Annotated in this window: 19 protein-coding genes; 5 read left to right on the forward strand and 14 right to left on the reverse strand. The window is 43.1% G+C overall.

Going from position 1 to position 18,242, the window contains the following annotated elements; translation table 11 throughout:
• The first annotated feature begins 70 nt into the window (after positions 1-70).
• Entirely contained in the window at positions 71-1,045 is a 975-nt protein-coding gene (locus IFU39_RS04945) for a helix-turn-helix transcriptional regulator (RefSeq protein ID WP_192131473.1), read from the forward strand.
• 163 nt (positions 1,046-1,208) lie between these two features.
• On the opposite strand, the gene IFU39_RS04950 is transcribed toward IFU39_RS04945, so the two are convergent.
• The 7 genes from IFU39_RS04950 to IFU39_RS04980 all read right to left on the reverse strand — a co-directional run bounded on the left by IFU39_RS04950 (position 1,209) and on the right by IFU39_RS04980 (position 7,807).
• Positions 1,209-2,438 carry a multidrug effflux MFS transporter gene (locus tag IFU39_RS04950; protein ID WP_091018905.1) on the reverse strand — a complete coding sequence of 410 codons (1,230 nt, stop codon included), beginning with the start codon at positions 2,436-2,438 and terminating at the stop codon, positions 1,209-1,211.
• 137 nt (positions 2,439-2,575) lie between these two features.
• A complete protein-coding gene (locus tag IFU39_RS04955; protein ID WP_192131475.1) occupies positions 2,576-3,799 on the reverse strand; it encodes a macrolide family glycosyltransferase in 1,224 nt (407 codons plus the stop codon).
• A 70-nt stretch (positions 3,800-3,869) separates the two neighbouring features.
• Positions 3,870-5,234: an MFS transporter gene (locus IFU39_RS04960; RefSeq protein WP_192131477.1), complete on the reverse strand. Its 1,365-nt coding sequence runs from the start codon at positions 5,232-5,234 to the stop codon at positions 3,870-3,872.
• A 196-nt stretch (positions 5,235-5,430) separates the two neighbouring features.
• The gene (locus IFU39_RS04965; RefSeq protein ID WP_192131479.1) at positions 5,431-5,718 is read right to left on the reverse strand and encodes a HesB/YadR/YfhF family protein; all 288 of its coding nucleotides are present in this window, start codon (positions 5,716-5,718) and stop codon (positions 5,431-5,433) included.
• 21 nt (positions 5,719-5,739) lie between these two features.
• On the reverse strand, positions 5,740-6,099 hold the full coding sequence (locus IFU39_RS04970; protein WP_091018913.1) for a HesB/IscA family protein: 360 nt from the start codon (positions 6,097-6,099) through the stop codon (positions 5,740-5,742).
• Complete coding sequence (locus IFU39_RS04975; protein WP_192131482.1) at positions 6,089-6,424, reverse strand: winged helix-turn-helix transcriptional regulator; 336 nt, start codon at positions 6,422-6,424, stop codon at positions 6,089-6,091. The genes IFU39_RS04970 and IFU39_RS04975 overlap by 11 nt, the downstream gene beginning before the upstream one ends.
• Before the next feature lie 24 nt (positions 6,425-6,448).
• Complete coding sequence (locus tag IFU39_RS04980; protein WP_192131484.1) at positions 6,449-7,807, reverse strand: MFS transporter; 1,359 nt, start codon at positions 7,805-7,807, stop codon at positions 6,449-6,451.
• Between the two features lie 168 nt (positions 7,808-7,975).
• On the opposite strand from IFU39_RS04980, the gene IFU39_RS04985 reads away from it, so the two are divergent.
• Both IFU39_RS04985 and IFU39_RS04990 read left to right on the forward strand, forming a co-directional pair.
• Positions 7,976-8,635, forward strand: coding sequence for a helix-turn-helix transcriptional regulator (locus tag IFU39_RS04985; RefSeq protein ID WP_192131486.1), 660 nt, complete (start codon positions 7,976-7,978; stop codon positions 8,633-8,635).
• A gap of 200 nt (positions 8,636-8,835) precedes the next feature.
• Complete coding sequence (locus tag IFU39_RS04990; protein WP_192131488.1) at positions 8,836-9,237, forward strand: VOC family protein; 402 nt, start codon at positions 8,836-8,838, stop codon at positions 9,235-9,237.
• A gap of 29 nt (positions 9,238-9,266) precedes the next feature.
• Here the strand turns inward: IFU39_RS04990 and IFU39_RS04995 are convergent, their stop codons facing one another.
• Positions 9,267-10,445 (reverse strand): MFS transporter, encoded by a 1,179-nt coding sequence (locus IFU39_RS04995; protein ID WP_192131490.1) that lies wholly within the window; start codon positions 10,443-10,445, stop codon positions 9,267-9,269.
• On the reverse strand, positions 10,435-11,283 hold the full coding sequence (locus IFU39_RS05000) for an SDR family NAD(P)-dependent oxidoreductase (protein ID WP_192131492.1): 849 nt from the start codon (positions 11,281-11,283) through the stop codon (positions 10,435-10,437). Before IFU39_RS05000 ends, IFU39_RS04995 begins: the two co-directional genes overlap by 11 nt.
• 148 nt (positions 11,284-11,431) lie before the next feature.
• Between IFU39_RS05000 and IFU39_RS05005 the strand changes: the two genes are divergently transcribed.
• Complete coding sequence (locus IFU39_RS05005) at positions 11,432-12,319, forward strand: LysR family transcriptional regulator (RefSeq protein ID WP_192131494.1); 888 nt, start codon at positions 11,432-11,434, stop codon at positions 12,317-12,319.
• Between the two features lie 46 nt (positions 12,320-12,365).
• Here the strand turns inward: IFU39_RS05005 and IFU39_RS05010 are convergent, their stop codons facing one another.
• Positions 12,366-13,049, reverse strand: a complete 684-nt coding sequence (locus IFU39_RS05010) for a TetR/AcrR family transcriptional regulator C-terminal domain-containing protein (RefSeq protein ID WP_192131496.1) — start codon at positions 13,047-13,049, stop codon at positions 12,366-12,368.
• Between the two features lie 136 nt (positions 13,050-13,185).
• On the opposite strand from IFU39_RS05010, the gene IFU39_RS05015 reads away from it, so the two are divergent.
• Positions 13,186-14,538 carry an MATE family efflux transporter gene (locus tag IFU39_RS05015; RefSeq protein ID WP_192131498.1) on the forward strand — a complete coding sequence of 451 codons (1,353 nt, stop codon included), beginning with the start codon at positions 13,186-13,188 and terminating at the stop codon, positions 14,536-14,538.
• Between the two features lie 110 nt (positions 14,539-14,648).
• Here IFU39_RS05015 and IFU39_RS05020 read toward each other — a convergent pair whose 3' ends face one another.
• The 4 genes from IFU39_RS05020 to IFU39_RS05035 form a co-directional block, all read right to left on the reverse strand.
• Positions 14,649-15,665 (reverse strand): alpha/beta hydrolase family protein, encoded by a 1,017-nt coding sequence (locus tag IFU39_RS05020; protein ID WP_192131499.1) that lies wholly within the window; start codon positions 15,663-15,665, stop codon positions 14,649-14,651.
• A complete protein-coding gene (locus tag IFU39_RS05025; RefSeq protein WP_091018929.1) occupies positions 15,658-16,302 on the reverse strand; it encodes a GNAT family N-acetyltransferase in 645 nt (214 codons plus the stop codon). Before IFU39_RS05025 ends, IFU39_RS05020 begins: the two co-directional genes overlap by 8 nt.
• A 12-nt stretch (positions 16,303-16,314) precedes the next feature.
• On the reverse strand, positions 16,315-17,079 hold the full coding sequence (locus tag IFU39_RS05030; RefSeq protein WP_192131501.1) for a MerR family transcriptional regulator: 765 nt from the start codon (positions 17,077-17,079) through the stop codon (positions 16,315-16,317).
• A 141-nt stretch (positions 17,080-17,220) separates the two neighbouring features.
• Positions 17,221-18,198 (reverse strand): alpha/beta hydrolase, encoded by a 978-nt coding sequence (locus IFU39_RS05035; protein WP_192131504.1) that lies wholly within the window; start codon positions 18,196-18,198, stop codon positions 17,221-17,223.
• Between the last annotated feature and the right edge of the window lie 44 nt (positions 18,199-18,242).

The raw sequence follows: 18,242 nt of genomic DNA on the forward strand, positions 1-18,242 counted from the left end.
TGTGTTTTCACTTGATAGGTTTATAATAACCTTAAATCATGTCAGAATATGATACTGTTTAGGGGGGCCAATGAAGAAAGTTGAACGCATAAATATCATCACGCGGTATATCAATAACCGTGCACACTTTACCATCTCTGAAATCATGCGAGAATTTAATATTTCTCGTTCAACAGCCATTCGAGATATCAGAGAAATTGAAGCCATGGGAATGCCACTTGTCGCTGAAGTTGGGCGGGACGGAGGTTATTTTGTCATGAACAACTCGCTCCTGCCCACGGTTCGGTTTACCGATAATGAAATCAAAGCGTTATTCATTGCCTTTATGGCGACAAGAAATCAACAGCTTCCTTATCTGAAGAGTCGTCAATCTTTGGCTGAAAAATTATTAGGCCTTATCTCAGAAAATCAGCAAGATGACCTTGTGCATTTGAATCAAATATTGCTTTTTGAAGGGACCAATCCCCATAATCCAGACTTGCTTGATCTGTCAGACCTGCCTCACCCTACCTTGGAAAAACTCATCCAAATTCTTCTTATAGAACGTTATTTGTTAATTACTGTCCAAGAAGAGAAGAAAACAAAGTCCTATCCCATCGTTCTCTTGCACCTTCATCATCAAAAGGGCCATTGGATCATTGAAGGTTTTGACTTGGAGGAGGAAAAAAGACGAATCGTATCCGTTGACAACCTCATCCATGTCGAAGCATACCCGGCGAAAAAAAGACAGAGTACAAAAAAGATTGTAGAGCAACTAAAACGAAATACGCAGGAAGAAGTTTTCAACCTTGTCCTGGAACTTGGTCCAAAGGCAATTGCGCAATTCAAAAAATACCATCCTTTAAAATTTTCAATTGCCTATACAAATCCATACCAGACTACGGCCCAACTAAAGTCATTTATGAATGTTCATAACTCAGAAGAATTAACCGAAGTCACCAATTGGTTTCTTTTTCTAGGAGAAGATATCAAGGTGAAGGAGATTCCGAAAGAAGTCCTGAATGCTGTACAAGAGAGATTAAGCTTATATCAAATGAAGCAGTGAGCAGCCCCTCCTCCCCAGTCTCTCCATTTTCTTACAATGTCTTACCTGAATTCAGGCTGGCGTTCAGTAAGAAAAACCAAAAAAGCCGCTATTACAGCGACTTGTAATGGATTCATATTCATTCATGTCTCACGCCAATGCTTGGCGAGCTGTTCCTTCTATACTAAAAGTCAGCATTAGACTGGACATGATTAGGTGTATGCTGCGGGACGTTTTTAACGAGTAGGAAATAAGTAACAATCGCAATGATACTGGTCATTAATAAAGTGAGTCCTAACGGGACGGCAGTGTCCTCACCCGCGATACCGACCAGAGGAGCAACCAGTGCACCCAGAAGAAAAGGCACAACGCCGAGTAGTGCTGCTGCACTTCCGGCCATCTTGGCTTGACTCTCCATGGCAAGCGGGAATGCCGCTGTCGACGTAATGCCGATCGAGCATACGAAGAAGAACAATGGAATCACCAACGCGAAAAGTGGACCATGAGCCAGGGTTACGACCAACGCAGCCACACTTGCTATTATAGCAAGCCATAGTCCCGATAATAGCAGCGTCTGCTCAGGGATACGTTTGGCCAATCGACCCACGATTTGAGATCCGATGATCAAGCTGATGCCGTTCGAAGCAAATAGTATAGCAAATACTGTGGGTGTAACTCCATATATATTTTGGTAAATAAATGGTGTTCCCGCCACATAAGCAAAGACCCCTGCCGTCATGATTCCCTGTGCCAGCATGTAACCAACAAACTTGCGGTCACGCAGAAGCATTCTGTAATTACCCAATTGTTGTTTGAAGTCAGGAACCATACGTCTTTCGACAGGGTGTGTTTCTTTTAAGCTCCACTTTGTCATGATTAATAAGAAAATTCCCAAGAATGAAAGGCAGATAAATACGCCAATCCATGTTGTGAAGGAAAGAACCCCACTTCCCGCAATCGGTGCTGCCAGAGGCCCCAAATTCCCTACAAGCAACAGCAAAGAGAAAAATTTAGTGAGTTCATGTCCACTATACAGATCTCTAGCTATCGCACGGGAAATGACAATTCCAGCTGATGCGGCAAATCCTTGCGTGAAACGAAACAAAATCAATAGTCCGATATTCGGAGCAAAAGCACATGCCAAGGAACAAATAATATAAGCTGCCATGCAGATCAATAATGGTCTACGTCTACCGTACGCGTCACTCAAAGGACCCATAACGAGTTGTCCTACACCCAGTCCTAATAAACAAGCAGTAAGGCTAAATTGTACAAGTGATGCCGTTGTATTCATATTTTGTGCAATCTCCGGAAAAGCCGGTAAATACATATCAATCGTAAATGGACCTAATGTAGAAAATAAACCTAGTAGTACTGCCAGTCCAAAAACATTCCAATTCGTGCTCTTTGCCATAATAAATAAAATCTCCAATTCCTCATATAATTTGCAAGCCTAATCGAGTATAAGTCATAGAGTTAACTGTAGGTCAAGTCTTTAGGTTATTAAAACCAAAAAAAGCCGCTTATTAAGCGACTTTGAATGGAAAACCATTAAATTGTGTAACTTCCCCGGCCTGAACCCATATGACTCATGATCATTTCGGCAGCTCGCTTGTAACCGCCAGCCTGCCTTAAAGATTCACCAATGAGGTAAGCCTGCCGTCTATAAAGTGAATTGTGTAGCACTTCTGTTAATGCCTCTCTCAAATTAGTTGCACTGAGGTTATGTTTATTTAAAGTAATACCCGCGCCCAACTCCTGTACCCGATTGGCGACAAGAGGCTGATCCGATGTTAATGGAATCATCACCATCGGAACGTTGTAATATAACGCCTCACTTGTGCTGTTCATTCCAGCATGTGTAATAAAAACATCGGTATGCTGCAACATGTCCAACTGGGCAATGTATGGCTTGACGATAAAATTAGGAGGAACTTGATCCGCCAGCGGCGTCATGTCCGTGTACTTTCCTGAAGATAAAACAACATTCACGGGTAGATCCCCTAACGCTTCAAAGCAAAGCTGATAGAAATCCAAGTTTTTATTCAAGATCGTACCCATAGCAATGTACACGGTTTGCGGGTACCGTTCACGAAGCAACTCAAACGAGAAGGTTGGAGCATCTTGACGTGTTATGATCGAAGGACCCGTGAAAATAAAACGATCATCCAGCTTTTCTGCCTGCGGCTGAAAATAACGGCTGGTGTACACGAGCTTTAACTGACCTGCATGTGCCGGAATCTCTTCCATGGCTGGAATACTCACTTGAAACTCTTCGGCTAACTCCGTTGTGATCTTCATCGTAGCCTCATAAAGCTCCTTCGTCTCCGTCTCATTTAGAATTGAGTTAGATCCTAGAGGCTCCACAAAGGCAAAGGACGCAATCGAGCACACCGCAGGAATTCCCAGTTTTTCTGCAAGAATAGTCCCTCCCCATCCCATCAGGGAATCAAAGATCATATAATCGAACTTTTGACCCTCGATCACCTGTAGCACATTGGGGATGATCCTCCGGATAATACCGCTTACCATCATATAAATGAACTGATAAGAATGCTTGTATTCTTGGGGTTTCAACACCGGATCATGAGAGAAGGCATCTTGTGGGAACGGATAGGTAATGATCTGGGCACCGGTTTGTTCAATTCGGGAACGGTACTCCTCCGTACACACATAGATGACTTCCTCACCATTGTCTATCAACTGAGTAACTAATCCTAACGACGGATTCACATGTCCTTCAGCTGGAGTAATGACTACTAATACACGTGCCATCTTATCCACCTCCCAATGCAATTAGTCCCCCCGTTCTTCATGATGTATTTAACGACGCGGTCGTCATCCGTTACATGGAGATGTTATCCTTCACTTGGTTGATTGGATGATGTTCTTGATGAACGAGTTTGGTGATTCGTAGTGATGCTAAGAAACTTAACAAGACCCATAGTAATTGTAGTGTTAACACGATCAAAACACCTGTCGATATGCCCCACTGTAACGTTTCGGACAAGGCAATCAGAGCTCCACCAACTCCAATGCTTACTCCCATATAGAAGGAATCCACAAATTGCAGATTGGCGGACATTTCTCCCTCTTTCCTGGGCAAGGCATGTTGTAAAGCAATGGCTGCCGTTGTAGGGTTGGCCAATCCAACACCGAACCCTGTAATCATTTGTGAGAGAAGGATGAGTATAATCCCGCCGTCCGTCAAAATAAGAGCCAGGATCACAAGTGCAGTTCCAACAATCATAATCCCAATGCCCGTCATGACCCTGCCCTTTCGGGCACGACCTTGATCTCGTGCATCAAGCTTGGCTTGCAACCACGCTGCGGCGGACCAGCTCAGAGAACCTGCTGCTACAATGAGGCCAGCAAGGTCGGCTGATAACCCCTTCACTTCGGTTAGTGCCAAGATCACAAAACTTTCCGTTGTAAAATAACAAGCAACATATAGCCCTCTCGAAACCAGAGTAGCAGGCAATCCTTTTTTTACCGAAAAAGTGCCCACAGGCAGCAATTTACGCATTGGTGTGATCATGATGACTAATCCAGCCAAAGTGAGTACTATACCTTTCCAATCGGTTATCATACCAAGTCCTGTGAGTAACAGTCCCGTTCCAACGGCAAGCAGAATCGCATACATAATCTTTGAGTCGGTTGCTCGGGGCGGACCTGACAGATCTTGCTGAAGCTGCAAATTACGGAAAGAACGGAATGTGAGACTGAGCGCTATTCCAATCAAGGGTAAAACGATCCAGAAAACATATCGCCACGAGATGTGAGAAGCTATAAGGCCTGCTGCATAAGGTCCGATTAAGGTAGGCAGGACAAATGCCATGGAGAATGCGGCCAGGATTTGAGTACGAAGTGTATCTGGATAATGTAACGTCACACAGGTATAAACGCATGTGATTAGGGCTCCCGCTCCAAAACCTTGAAGGGCTCTTCCGGCAATAAGCATGTGCATATCGAAAGAAATAGCGGAGACCACAGTTCCTAACACAAAAATACTAAAAGATATCAGCATGGATGTAAAAACACCGCGCTTGTCAATCTGCTGACCCATAACCAAAGTTCCAATAAGCTGAGATAACAAAAATGCGCTGAAGATCCAACCATATAAATGAATGCCCTCTAAACTTTGTGCCATCTTCGCAGCAATCGTTGTGATAGCCAGTCCTTCAAAAGCTACGGTTGCCAGAACCAGCATAATCCCAATTGTAGGCGCCCTGTACTGAGCATCAAAAATCCCAATCTGATTGTTATTTGTCTTCTACACCTCCATAATTCGATGGATATTATGGTAAAATAAACCTTTTCACTTCCTGAATATACATGAAGTGTTATACTTTGTAAAGTTAAATGTTTAAAAAGTAAGATTATGGTCTAGAATAGGGTTCCCATGTTCAATAGGAGATTTTGCTTGAAAATATGCCATTTTCATTACAGTCAATTTGGAGAAGTTCATCCTCCAGGATCCAGGCATCTGTTTTTTCAACAAAGAAATGAAATCCTCCGATGGATTGAACCAATGCGGGATCGACCGGTGTAGCACTCGCATTTATGCCAATGGTAAAAGCATCGGAGCCTCCTCCAACATATTTTGCATAAATCCTTACATATTGGTCTTCTTCCAATTCCCATTCATTCTTAAATGAATTGATTGCTTGTTCAGATATTACAAATGAGATCATTGCTTTGCACTCCTTCTTTCATTAATCACATTTTTTCACTTCGCCACGATAATTGGCCATTCTGAAACTGGCCCCGCATCCACACGAAACTTTGGCATTTGGATTATTCATGGTGAATCCGCCTAACATTCCGCTCTCTTCATAGTCAATCTCAAGACCATCAATATATGGAATACTTTTCGCGTGCACCAATATCCTAAATTGCTTTTTATTTAACACAATGTCTTCTTCTGCCTGCTGTTCATCCACGATAAGGGTATAAGATAAACCACTGCATCCCCCTTCATCAACGCCTACTCTTAGGAAGGCATTTTGTATATCCGCACTTGATAAGATCTCAACGATTTTGTCCGATGCTGAATCACTGACCTCAATAATCATCTTTATTCCTCCCGGTGGTATCATTTTGAAATTTGGTATCCCAGTCCATTAGACAGGGTATGAATGTCGCAAGAGCAGCTCCTTTTGGCGTAAGTTCATAAATAATTTGTGTAGGACGTTTCCGTATTGTTCTTTTGACCAAATGATCATGTTGAAGACCCTTTAAACGTCTGGAGAGGATCATTTCGGAAATGGAAGGAATGCTATCAAATATTTCACCAAATCTCTTCGGGCCTTGAGACAGAGCACATAAAATATGAATCGTCCATTTCGTTCCGATGATGCGATAAGCTGTAAATATTTTATTCGGATCTTCAGTGAACAATGGTTCGCACACCCACTTTCTTATTCATCCGCGTAGTGAGATCCGAGTGCTGGCAATGATACTCGTGACGATCAACAAGAGATGGAAACCCATGGCTACAATTAAGCCGGATTGAAGTGACATACCGCCAGCCTGACACACGACAAGAATGGAACCACCAATGCCGATCACTACACCAGGTGTAAAAGAATCTGCAAATTGCAGATTTGCTGAGGTTTGGCCCACACCTTCCTCCCCCGTTTGGGAAAATGCGACAACACCGCTAATCGGGTGCGCCAATCCAATACCAACGCCTGCAATGATCTGACCAAGAACTGCGATGGTAACGGTCACAACAGGTACCCAAAATACGATGGCAATCCCTATCGCAAGCAGCAATACCCCAAGAATGATTCTCATATGACGTCCACTGCCCTGATCTGCCGCATCCCATCGTCCTTGCAGATACGCAATGATACACCAACTTAATGCAGCACTCGCGACAATTAATCCGGCCTGTGAAGGTGTAATTCCTTTCACGTCGATTAGAGCTAATACCAGGAAATTCTGTGTGCTGGTATAGGCAGCGAAGAACAACCCACGTGTTGCCAGAATTGCTGGCATACCTCTTCGCAACGTAAGAGTTCCCTTCGGTAGCAATTTACGGAGCGGAAATAACATCAATACCAGGCCAATCACGACTAAAACAAATCCCATAAAGCTCGGAAGCATACTTAGACCAATCAGGAAAATCCCTGTACCTAACGTTAAGAGTAACGCCATCCAAGTGGATGAAGATCCGCTATCCTCTCCCGTCTTCTGCACTTTCAATTTCCTAAAGGCAGGTAAACTAAGCAATGCTGAAACCACCAGCACAGGTAAGATCCCCCAGAAAACAAAGCGCCAGGACCACTGATCTGCGATAACTCCTGCTACATATGGACCGAGCATGGACGGAAGAACATAGGCAGTACCAAATGCTCCAAGAATTTTAGCACGCAACTCATCCGGGTAACTTAAGGATATAGCTGTATACACACAAGTCATCATAGCTCCGGCACCCAAACCCTGCAGGGCCCGTGATCCTATCATGGTATACATGTCGCCTGCGGTTGCGGCAGCGATCAGCCCTACGATAAACAACAGAAGTGCAAAAGTGAACGGTGCTGCAGGTCCTCTTTTATCAATGATCCGACCGACGACCAGCGTCCCGATAATCTGCGCAAGCAGATATGTACTGAATATCCACCCGAACAGGCTAAGACCGTTCAAGTCTCCAGCAATTGAAGGAGCAATGGTGGTTACGGATAGACCTTCGAATCCAACGGCCATCACTGACAAAATAATTCCTATGGATAATGCAAAATAACGCGGGCTGAAAATACTTTGATGATTAGACGACATGAAATGTGACCTCCAAGAAAATTGGTATGTATACATCGTATCCGGATACTTAGTAAACATTTTTGTTTATAATGTCTAAGCTACAGTTCGGCTTTGACTTTGTCAACATTTTTGTTTAAAATGTAGTTAGTCATGTAGATTCAGTAGAGCGTCACAAGGAGGTGCACCATGAGCGGAAATCAAACTAAAAAGGATGTCTCGACCAGTACCCGGAGAGCAATTATTAATCTGTTAAAAGAGCGCGGGGGAATGGATGTAGTCACTCTCTCCTCTCAGTTTTCGTTATCCGGAATGGCTATTCGTCAACATCTGAATGCGCTAAAAGGAGAAGGATTGGTTACCACTGTGGAAGAGGCCCGTCCCATGGGTCGCCCCACCAAGTTATGGATATTAACTCCCGCGGCTAATCGTTTTTTCCCAAGTGGATATTCGGATTTATCTGTCAGCCTCATCAATTCGATGAAAGAAGCTTTTGGTACTGAAGGGCTGGACAAGCTGCTGGATGTTCGAAATAAAAATATGCAAGAACAATATCTTCAGCATCTTGGCGATGCATCAGGAGTCAGAGAGAAATTGGAGAAATTGGCCGAAATTCGTACCAATGAAGGTTATATGGCCGAGGTTAAGGAGCAGGATGATGGCAGTCTTCTATTTATTGAGAAGCATTGTCCGATCTGTGAAGCGGCCGCGGTATGTACCGGGTTATGCAAGAATGAGTTACATTTATTCAAAACAGTTCTAGGCGATAATGTTCATATTGAACGGGGAGAATACATTCTAGCCGGAGGAAGAAACTGCGTATATACCGTTAGGCATAATAAGCCATGACCAAAAGAGCAACCTCATCGGAGATTGCTCTTTTGGTTTGGATTTCGAACTGATTAGAACGATTCGGATTTCTCTAAATCATCCTTCATTATACCGGTTATTTCTAACTCTTTCATAATCGTATGTACCCGATTATGTAATTTTGAATTGAGGTAGAGTATAGTAAGAGTGTCGAAAATATACTCTAGGAGGCTACTGCCATGTCACAAAAAATCTGGATGAACCTGCCGGTGAAAGATGTTGTGAAATCCACTACCTTTTTTAATGAGATTGGATTCCATGGGGAGAATGTTGGCAACGAGAGAGCCCAGCTTGTCATAGGCTCAACAACAATCCTCCTGTTTCCGGATGCAACGTTCGAGAAATTTACAGGTGCCAAAATCGCAGATACTTCCCATAGCGCAGAAGTGATATTTTCCATTGGTGCTGACAGCAGAGAAGAAGTTGATGCTTTTATTAAAAAAGTCGAGTTAGCTGGAGGAACCATCATTGGCAAGCCGGGTGAAACAGACGGCTGGATGTACGGCGCGGGATTTGCCGACCTGGACGGTCACCGCTGGAACCTGTTGTATATGGATGAGAGCAAAATGCCGAAACGGTAATATATAACGTCTATCACTACGTCCGCCTCTTATCCTTCAACTTGGGAACCCTCGAATCGGCCAGTCATGGAGATTCTGAAGTAATTCGTTACGATACTAAAGATAAGGAATACGATTCCTCCAACTACAATATATTGTGTACTTATTCCAGTTACGATTAGTCCACATACACTAGCACCAAGTGTTGTTCCCAGGTTGGAAGAGGTTAGAAAGATCCCATTCGACAATTCGGGTGCCTCTGGTGCTGCCGATACCACCCAATATTGAGTGATATTGCCCCCTATGCCTCCTATGATCCCCCAAATGAAAATAAGGAAGGCTGTTGGCACACTGAATTGTCCGAAGGTGAACAACAAGATGTATATCGTTATTAATGCAATGGGATACATCTTGATCGTTCTTAAAGGGAAATTAGCGAGCAGTTTCCCTGCTATCATGTTCCCAACCATATTGGCCAAGCCATATAGAAATAACAACACACTGACGGTGTTCCAGTCATATCTTGTCACGGTTTTCAGAAACTCAGCAAGGTAACTATAGACCCCAAATACAGCTCCGTTCATGAAAATCACGCCAGCAATGGATAGCCACATCACGGATCTTCTCAATACATACAGATGAGTACCCATAGAGATTCTTTTCGTAACTGGCATTGAGGGCACAAAAAGAAGTGTTGCTACAAATGCGACGATCGTTACGGCGGCAAAGAACAACATCGCATAGAACAACGATGTGCTGGTGGCAATCAAGCTCGAAAGGGGTACTCCAAGTACCATGCCTGCCGACACGCCTACAAATACTTTAGCCACTGCCTTCGGCGCTTCTTCCTTGGGGACTGACGCCGCTGCGACCGTAAATGCCAATGAGCAATAGACAGGATGGAAAAAAGCCGGAACGACACGTGCAATGACCAATACCGTAAAGTTCGATGTGATGGCGGAGACCAGGCTGCCCACAATAAAAATACCAAGTACAAACAACATAACATACTTGCGGTTCATTCCCGAAAATAATAAGGGTAAAGTGGGACCAGATACAGCAACCGCAAGCGCAAAAAGACTCACAATCAAACCAGCGGTTGAGATACTGACCTCGTAATGTTCTGCAATCAAAGGCAAGATTCCGATTACGCCCATCTCCGTATTTAAAATACTGAATACACCAAAGGTCAGAATGAATACAAGCAGGTGATTTCGTTTAGTTGTCATATGCCATGGATTTAGAGAGATCCCGGTAAGCATTGATCTCTGTCTGAAGGTTGGCAATTTTCTGCTCTGCAATGTCTATCGCGTCGGCTCCTGCAATGAAGCGTTGCGGCGGTTGGGCCTCGTTTGCAATTTGAAGGAGAGCATTGGCAAGTTTTTTTGGGTCTCCAGGTTGTTGCCCGTTCTGATTATTAAAAAATTCCAGATGACCAGCTCTCCGATCATCATAGTCCTCAATCGAAGGCTTAGCGAAAGTTGAGGATGCATCGGTAAGAAATTCCGTTCGGAAAAATTCGGGATTGACTATAGTCGTATGAATACCGAAAGGAGCTACCTCAGGAGCCAATGCCTCCATCCATCCCTCAAGCGCAAATTTTGCAGCACTATATGCCGAATTAAATTCAAATCCTGAAATGCCAGCGCCCGAGGAGATCGAGATAACATGTCCTGAACGTTGGGTGCGCATCACAGGTAATATGGCCCGGGTAACGTGCATGGAACCAACCAACGCCACCTGTAGCTGATGTTCAATCTGGTCAGGGGTCAGTTCCTCAAAATACCCTCCACAGAAATGTGCCGCATTATTTACGAGTACATCGATCGCCCCGAACCGTTCAATTGCCGCCTTAACTGCGGCATGTGCATCAGCAGGCTCGCAAACATCTAATGGGACAACCATTACATTCTCGGAATCACCGATCGCACGAACCACTGCATCGGGATTTCGGCCGGTAGCAACAACCTTGTGTCCAGCATTTAAAGCAGCCTTAGCAATAGTTGTGCCCATACCTCGACCAGCGCCAGTGATAAACCATACTTTTGTCTTATCCATATCATTCATTCCTTTCAATTTCTTCTCCAGTTGCCTTGCTTTTTAGTTTAGCGTTTATACACCACATAGCAAATACTCATATCTTATAACAAGTTATGCTTGAAAGGCATTTCTGTTAGGTTTATTGTAGAATATAAAGGATAAAGGAGGAGTTAAAATGGAGATTAGAGTATTGCGTTATTTTCTTACGGTCGCCAGAGAAGGAAGTATTACACGCGCTGCTGATTTCTTACATGTTACGCAGCCCACCTTGTCCAGACAATTGAAAGACCTTGAACAAGAGTTGGGAAAGAAATTATTTATTCGCAGTAGTTACAGTATTATTCTCACAGATGAAGGTATGCTTTTAAGAAATAGGGCTGAAGAAATTGTGGGTATGGTCGATAAATTAGAGGCAGAATTTGAATCCATGGAAGAAACCATAAGTGGAGATATTTATATTGGCGGTGGAGAAACGGAAGCCATGAAACAGATTGCAAGAGTGGCAAAAGACGTACAGAATAAATATCCCAATATACGCTATCACCTATACAGCGGCAATGAAGATGATGTAACTGAGCGGCTCGACAAGGGGCTCCTTGACTTCGGTATTCTAATCCAGCCAGCGGATGTTTCCAAATATAACTATATCAATTTCTCCGACAAAGATGTTTGGGGAGTGGTTATGAGAAAAGAAAGTCCACTCGCCTCCAAAGATACAATTCGATCCACAGACTTATTTCATGTTCCATTGATCTGTTCACGACAGTCAATGAAGCAGACATTTTCAAAAAATGAGTTTGCGGATTGGTTTGGCGAAGATTTTGACAAATTAAACGTGGTTACTACATACAATCTTGCATATAATGCTGCCATTATGGTTGAAGAAGGTATTGGTTATGCATTAACACTTGATAAAATAGTGAATACGTCTAGTGAAAGCGACCTTTGTTTCAGACCTCTAGAGCCAAGACTTGAATCTGGCTTAAATATCGTTTGGAAAAAACATCAGGTCTTTTCGACTGCTGCGGATTTGTTTTTAAAAGAAATTCAGGCTAAATTTTAGACTGATAAAGGGATTAACGTGAGTACAAGAAGAAACCCACCGGAGTTTAATTCTCGGTGGGTTTCTTTACCACTTGTTCGATCCCGAGCAAAATAAGCTTCAAGCCAAACTCAAAAGCTCCGTCGGTTCCCATCACCTCAAACAGACCATTCTTATACATCCTACTGAAGAGTCCAGCTTCCTTTTCACTCATAGAGTCCAGAAGATGGATCATCTCTTCACCCTCAAGTGCTTCCTTGTCCTTAAGGACAGCAGATATATTGCGCTGATGCTGATAATCGTCCAGTACGAAATAGAATACATAGTTGACTAGTGTAAGAACTGCCTGTAATTTCTGCTCTTGCTCTAGTGGTGTTGATTCCATGCAGAGCAACATGCGGTTGGTGAAGCGGATCATGTCCGGTTCATGAGGAAGCGTCATCATCATGAGCTGTGTGGAGCACGGGTATCTGCTGATCACACTCCGTACCGTCACGGCAAGCCCCTCCATCTGCTCCTTCCAGTCTCCTTCAGTGTGAAACTCGTCCAGAATAATTTTTGATATCTGGTTGGCGAGACGCTGGTAGAGCGTCTGCTTGCTCTTGAAGTACCAGTATAGAGATGGAGCCTGAATCCCCAGCTTGTCTGCCAATCGTCTCATGCTGAATTTCTCGATGCCCTCTTCTCCGAGAAGCTCCCACGAAATTTCCAAAATCTTATCTTCCGAAATCTGAGGCTGTTGTTTTTTCATCGGTATCCGCCCTTTTATCTAACAGTGTAAGTTTGTGCTTTACAGGTTCATAAGTTCATGATAACATCTAACACTGTAAGGTTCAATCTAACGGTGTTAGATTAGATCAATATTAACGAAGAAAGTAGTGACCCACATGGATACAGAAAACCTCCATTACTTTGAAAAAGCACCAATCGCCAAAGCCGTAGCTCACTTTGCTGTCCCAATGATGCTAGGCACGTCAATGAGTGTTATTTACTCGATCTTGAATGCCTATTTCCTTGGCACACTGGGTAATACGGCAATGTTAACTGCACTTGCACTAACTTTACCTTTATTCGCGGTCATCATGGCCCTTGGTAATTTAATTGGTATAGGCAGCGGTACATTCATCTCTCGTTTGCTGGGAGAGAAAAAAGTCGATGATCTGAAGCATGTATCTTCATTCGCCTTTTACAGTAGTTTAGTTCTCGGAATTATTGTGATGGCCGTTGGCCTCCCGCTGATCGAACCAATCGTTCATGGGCTGGGGGCAACCCCAGAGTCCTTCGGATTTACGAAAGAGTATGTCACGATTATGCTTATGGGTTCACCCTTCGTCATCTTATTCTTCACGCTGGAGAATATCGTGCGCTCAGAAGGTTCAGCAATCACCTCAATGACCGGTATGATTCTCAGTGTTGTTATAAATATTGTTCTTGATGCATTATTCATTTTTGTCTTCCATTGGGGCGTGATTGGAGTTGCATCTGCTACCGTCATCTCCAACTTGGTTGCGAGTGCATTTTACGCTTACCATATGAGTTATAAAAGTCAATTCTTAACCGTCTCCCTGAAATGGTTCAAGGTGACCAAGGACATCCTGAGCAATGTGTTCAAAATCGGTGTTCCCGTCTTTGTTATGAGTGTCTTCTTGGGTGCAATGTCGCTCATTCTTAATCTTTTTCTTGTTGAATATGGAGATCAGGCCGTTGCGGGGTATGGAATCTCATCACGTTTATTGCAATTTCCTGAGTTTATTCTGATGGGCTTGTGCGAGGGAGTTGTGCCGTTGATTGCCTTCTCATTCACAGCGAACAAATTACGCATGAAACAAACGATTGGATTCACGATCAAATCTATTTTGGCGTTAGCCGTCCTGTTTGGGGTTGTCGTCTATCTGATCTCTGACAACTTGATTGGTTTATTTACGACTGACCCGCAATTAATTGAAATGGGCAGCTACATTCTGCATGTAACCTTCTTATCCTTGTTTATTACAGGAATGACTTCTTTGTTTATGGGAATCTTCCAAGCAACAGCCCAAGGAACCGCCGCATTTGTTATGTCCATAATTCAAGGAGTTACGTTAATTCCTGTATTGTATATCGCTAATCAAATGAACGGCTTTCATGGGGTAGTCTGGTCGCTCGTTATTGCGGATGCCGTGGCGTTCCTAGTTGGAGCCATCATGATATATGTTTTGCGGACCAAATTGCAGCCAGATCTGGAACATTTGGCACAGTAGTTACAGTATAACACGCAAAAAGGCAGGATAAGGGCGCTCCCTGACCCTGCTCTTTCATTTCGAAATGACAATTATGTATCTGATGCTACGAAGAGATCGTAAACCGTCTTTTATAAGGGAGAAATGGTCAACATATGTTCTATTTCATCCATATACCCATCCACTGTAATGCTTCTCGGAGCAAACAGAAATCGTAGTGATTGTTTCCATTCCGAGCCTGCAATAGAGGTTGGTAACATCGAATGTTCTGTATTAGAGAAGATTTTCACATGAAGCAAGGAAGATGGCTGAATTCCTTTACGGTATGCTTGCTCTGTATTAACAATGTCCACATTCACATCATCTTCTCCAAGCAGAAGTAGTACAGGGGTTTTGAAATGATGCAAATCCGCCGTGGCATCTGAAGCAAAATTTTTCCTTATGAAGTTCCAGCGTTCTTTGGAAATCAGATCATCCTTCCGAGCAATCTTGGTGTACTCTTCATATGTGCCATGTTGCTTTAAAATCTCTTTAATCTGGTTTTCATAATCGACCTGATTTTGAATCTCCTCGGTGGAATGACCATCTTTCGCCATTTGGCTGCGTGTGTTGTATTCTCCCTGTTCCAACCAGTTTATCGCTGGTGATACCAAGATACTGAAGGCAAGATGTTCTTTCCCAGCAAGCTTAGGAATCACCCAACCTGCTTGGCTGGCACCCCATACGCCTATTTTGGAATCATCAATGATGGATTGTTCTTTCGCCCATGCAATAGCTTGCTGTGCCTCCATAACACGATCATCCATGCTTTGATCTAGCCAGTTTCCCTCTGAACCTCCGATTCCCCGTTTATCTAGCGACAAGGACGCATACCCGATCGATGCCAGTCGCTCCCATAACGGTTTGTATCCCTCACCATGAGTAGAGTCTATCGGACCGTCACCGTGAATAAACAGCACTAGACCTAGCTTGCCCTTATGGTTTCTGGGTAACGTGAGCGTACCTGTTAACTTACCCTGTGGAGATTGAATTTCAACGGTTTGTTCCTCCATGTCAAAATCACTTTGATCGACTATGTACAGTCCTGCACCAACCATCAGTAAGATTGCCACAATAACTGAGATGTATCGTTTTTTCCATTTAAACATAAGTATCTCCTTTGTAAATCATGTAATGCCATTGATTTTCGCCTAAGAGCAGGCCGGTCAGAAAACTGTTTGTGCTATACTGCTTGCAAAATTGATAGCGTTCATATAACTGTATCGCTTGATCATTCTGACTTGCCACATGCAAGCTAAGAAATGACATTGATTTGGATTGCAACATATATTTCTGTGCCCATTGAAGCAACTGCGTACCAATTCCCTTGCCTTGGTGCTGTGGATGTACAACCAGATCTTCCACATAACATTCGCCTAATGTAGGAGTATGCTTCAGCAGATGTAAACCAGTTATTAATCGAAGCATTTTCCACATGCCAACCCTATTACACTGGCCCCACCAATGAAGATTGGCACGAACGCTGGTTATTGCTGCTCTGTTATCTGCTTCCTTCCATTTCAAGCACATGGTGCCAACAATCTCCTCATGTTCACGAGCAATGACTCGAAGAGTACTTTGTTCCATGGGCGGGTGATTGAGCAACTGTTCAAATACGTAAGCCAGATCAGTTATGGACAATGAAGTGATCTTTTGAAATTTGTGTCCAAAACCATAAGCCATGAGTTCAGCAACAGCTTGATGAAACAGGGGACAAACGGGTTCTATCTGAATGGAAGTTGTCACTATGTGCCTCCCCTACTCGATCATTTGTAACAATAACTCATAATGAAGCTTTTCTGGTGTGAATAAAGATAAATAAGATTTCTCTACCATAATAAGTGGACCGTGATACGGATAGCCTTGGTGTTCTGCATAAGCATAAAATTCGTTGATATGTTCTTTGAGTTCAGCTTCAATTTGTACATATACATGACGAGAAAGATATTTTCCTCTAGGCAAAACTAAATCGTTCGCTCCTTCCTTTTGTATATAAATTCCTACGGTGTCCGTCTCATCGTACGCATAATGGATGTCGGCTTCAAATAAATTGGGAATGTTTTCTTTATGTTGGATCAGTTGCCTTGCTTGCAAGTACTCTTGCGCTTCCATATGGAACCACAGGGATAAGTGAATCTCCTCACGAGTATCAATATAATAAGTCACTTGATCCTCAATTGGGATATGCTTTTTCTCATGCAACAGCTTGCCGATAAGGTGCTTTGTTTGCTGAAGCTGAGTGATGGCTGCTTCCGTGTCTGCCAATGCTTGTTGAAATAATGATGTGATTTGATCGGTTGTCAAGTTACTCAAACATTCCTTGATCATTGAAACAGATAGACCCATTTTGCGAAGTAACAAAATATGAGATAGACGGTAAATTTCATCAACCCCATACATCCTATACTGGTTTTCTGCTATATTAGCAGGGTTCAACACCCCTTTTTCTTCAAAGTAACGAATTTGATGGACAGAGACTTTCATCAGCTTTGCCAGCTCGCTAATCGTAATTTCATCACTCAACCAATTCACCACCTTTGCTGTTTTTCATATTACAAGCATAAACCTTAGGTCTGACCTAAGGTCAAGTCTTTATTTTAGCCTCTCCTGATAACAAAAAACCACGGCACCAGATTCGGTACCGCAGTTTACTAATCAATTATGCTATTGGATTTGTTTCATGTAAGATTTGAATTCCTCGGCAATTTCTTTGTATTTCGTATGATGCAGGTAATGTGAACCTTCCATTGGGATCATTTTGCCCTGCGCGGATTGTTTGGCTTGTGCTTCATGTAGCGGAATCCACTGCGGGTTTTTCTCGTTATTGGATTGAACAAAGAGAAGCACTGGCAGATCACTAGGATACGTGAGTTTTTCTCCATTTTTGAAATTGGAACCCAGATGTTTAAGCTCATTTACTAATGTCGGATTTGTCGAGACTTGATTCGAAATCAACTTCATCTGTTCTTTGGTATGTTCATCATAGTCAAGTGATGCATATGAATCACCACTCACTTTATTGAGTACTCTCATTAAGCCTGATTTTTGAAAGAATTTCATTAGGTTCAAAGGTAATTTAACATCCATGCCAGGTTGATTCGGAACACTGCTATCGATCCCAATAAAAGCAGAGACTTCATCCGGATACGTGTTCACATAAGTCGCCGCGTACAGTCCCGTGATGGAATGCCCCATCAGAATGTAACGGTCAATACCGAGCTGCTGTACAGCTTCATGAATTTCACTAACAATATTCTCGGTGGTTCTCTCCGTTTCGGTTTGGTCACTTAACCCATAACCGAAAGGCTCAATCGCCACAACTTTGTAATCAGAAGTTAATTCATCGATTAACAATTTGAAATCAAGTACTGGTGATGGTGTTCCTTGTCCGGGAAGTAGCACGATGGTTTGTTCGCCGCTACCTTGAATGGATACATTCATATTCTTCCCATCAACATTGACATATTGGCCGTACGATTCGATTTTCTTTTTCTCTGCCCCATTACTTATCGTATGAACGACAAACGTGATGCCCATGAACAGCACCAGCGCGCCGACAATACCACCTATTATTTTCAACCATAAGTACCGTTTTTTACGGCCCTTAGTCCCCGTTGTTGTTACATCCACTGCTTCTGCCATATCCATCTTCTCCTGTCCTTTATATCTGTAGAGCCGCTCTTGCG

Origin of the sequence: Paenibacillus sp. CFBP 13594 (genome assembly GCF_014842675.1) — a bacterium.
GTDB classification, from domain to species: Bacteria; Bacillota; Bacilli; order Paenibacillales; family Paenibacillaceae; genus Paenibacillus; species Paenibacillus amylolyticus_B.

Coding starts and splice junctions, on each gene's coding strand:
- IFU39_RS04990 (WP_192131488.1), top strand. CDS start 8,836: ATGTCACAAAAAATCTGGATGAACCTGCCGGTGAAAGATGTTGTGAAA.
- IFU39_RS04985 (WP_192131486.1), top strand. CDS start 7,976: ATGAGCGGAAATCAAACTAAAAAGGATGTCTCGACCAGTACCCGGAGA.
- IFU39_RS04960 (WP_192131477.1), bottom strand. CDS start 5,234: ATGCTGGTTCTGGCAACCGTAGCTTTTGAAGGACTGGCTATCACAACG.
- IFU39_RS04965 (WP_192131479.1), bottom strand. CDS start 5,718: ATGATCTCATTTGTAATATCTGAACAAGCAATCAATTCATTTAAGAAT.
- IFU39_RS04980 (WP_192131484.1), bottom strand. CDS start 7,807: ATGTCGTCTAATCATCAAAGTATTTTCAGCCCGCGTTATTTTGCATTA.
- IFU39_RS04970 (WP_091018913.1), bottom strand. CDS start 6,099: ATGATTATTGAGGTCAGTGATTCAGCATCGGACAAAATCGTTGAGATC.
- IFU39_RS04945 (WP_192131473.1), top strand. CDS start 71: ATGAAGAAAGTTGAACGCATAAATATCATCACGCGGTATATCAATAAC.
- IFU39_RS05035 (WP_192131504.1), bottom strand. CDS start 18,198: ATGGCAGAAGCAGTGGATGTAACAACAACGGGGACTAAGGGCCGTAAA.
- IFU39_RS04995 (WP_192131490.1), bottom strand. CDS start 10,445: ATGACAACTAAACGAAATCACCTGCTTGTATTCATTCTGACCTTTGGT.
- IFU39_RS04955 (WP_192131475.1), bottom strand. CDS start 3,799: ATGGCACGTGTATTAGTAGTCATTACTCCAGCTGAAGGACATGTGAAT.
- IFU39_RS05020 (WP_192131499.1), bottom strand. CDS start 15,665: ATGTTTAAATGGAAAAAACGATACATCTCAGTTATTGTGGCAATCTTA.
- IFU39_RS05010 (WP_192131496.1), bottom strand. CDS start 13,049: ATGAAAAAACAACAGCCTCAGATTTCGGAAGATAAGATTTTGGAAATT.
- IFU39_RS05000 (WP_192131492.1), bottom strand. CDS start 11,283: ATGAATGATATGGATAAGACAAAAGTATGGTTTATCACTGGCGCTGGT.
- IFU39_RS04950 (WP_091018905.1), bottom strand. CDS start 2,438: ATGGCAAAGAGCACGAATTGGAATGTTTTTGGACTGGCAGTACTACTA.
- IFU39_RS05005 (WP_192131494.1), top strand. CDS start 11,432: ATGGAGATTAGAGTATTGCGTTATTTTCTTACGGTCGCCAGAGAAGGA.
- IFU39_RS05015 (WP_192131498.1), top strand. CDS start 13,186: ATGGATACAGAAAACCTCCATTACTTTGAAAAAGCACCAATCGCCAAA.